Raw genomic sequence first — 788 nt, forward strand, 5'->3', positions numbered from 1 at the left:
CCAAAGATGTCGGGTTGTTCCTCGCCTTCCACGATCAGGTAGCCGGCCAGCCCGCGTTCAGCCCGCGAGAGGGCATGGTCCACAAGAACGTACTGTCCCGGTACTTCGCACTTGAACTCGACGATGGCGGCGCCGCCCGAAGGTACGGTCACGGTTTGAACATCGGTCAGCGGCGGGCTGGTGATCGAGGCGGCCTGGTAGACGCGGTCGAAGATCTCCCCGATCACGTGGAAGGAGGAGGTGAAGTTCGGGCCGCCGACGCCAAAGAAGATGCGCACCGTTTCCCCGACCTTGGCCTTCAAGGGGAAGTGCTCCGTCAGGGCACCAACGTGTCCGTTGAACACGAAATATTCGGGGCGTTCGTTGAGCAGTTTGTCGTAGCTCTCGGTCAGCAGGCCCGGCGTGCCGAAGGGTTCCTCGGTGTAGATCTCGCCTTGCATGACGTAGAATTCCTTATCCACAGGAGCAAGACCGTCTTCGGGCTCCACAAGGATCAGGCCATACATGCCGGCCGCGATGTGCATGGCCACGGGCGGAACGGCGCAGTGGTAAACGTAAAGCCCGGGGTTAAGTGCCTTGAAGCGGAACGCATGTTCCTCGCCTGGCATGGAGGTGGTGAGCACGGCACCACCGCCAGGGCCAGTTGCGGCGTGGAAGTCCACATTGTGGGCCATCCAGCTGTCCTCGGCATTGCGGAGGTAGCACTCAACCGTGTCGCCGACGCGCACGCGAATGAAAGGGCCCGGTACGCGGCCGTTGAACGTCCAATAGCGGTAGACGCTGTCCCC

1 protein-coding gene is annotated in these 788 nt (G+C 62.1%); it reads right to left on the minus strand.

Annotated elements, in window-relative coordinates:
* Positions 1 to 788 (minus strand): copper-containing nitrite reductase (gene nirK, locus DDE77_RS19270; RefSeq protein WP_108399106.1); only part of this gene is annotated, 788 nt, incomplete at both ends.

The organism is Devosia submarina (genome assembly GCF_003056345.1).
GTDB classification, from domain to species: Bacteria; Pseudomonadota; Alphaproteobacteria; order Rhizobiales; family Devosiaceae; genus Devosia; species Devosia submarina.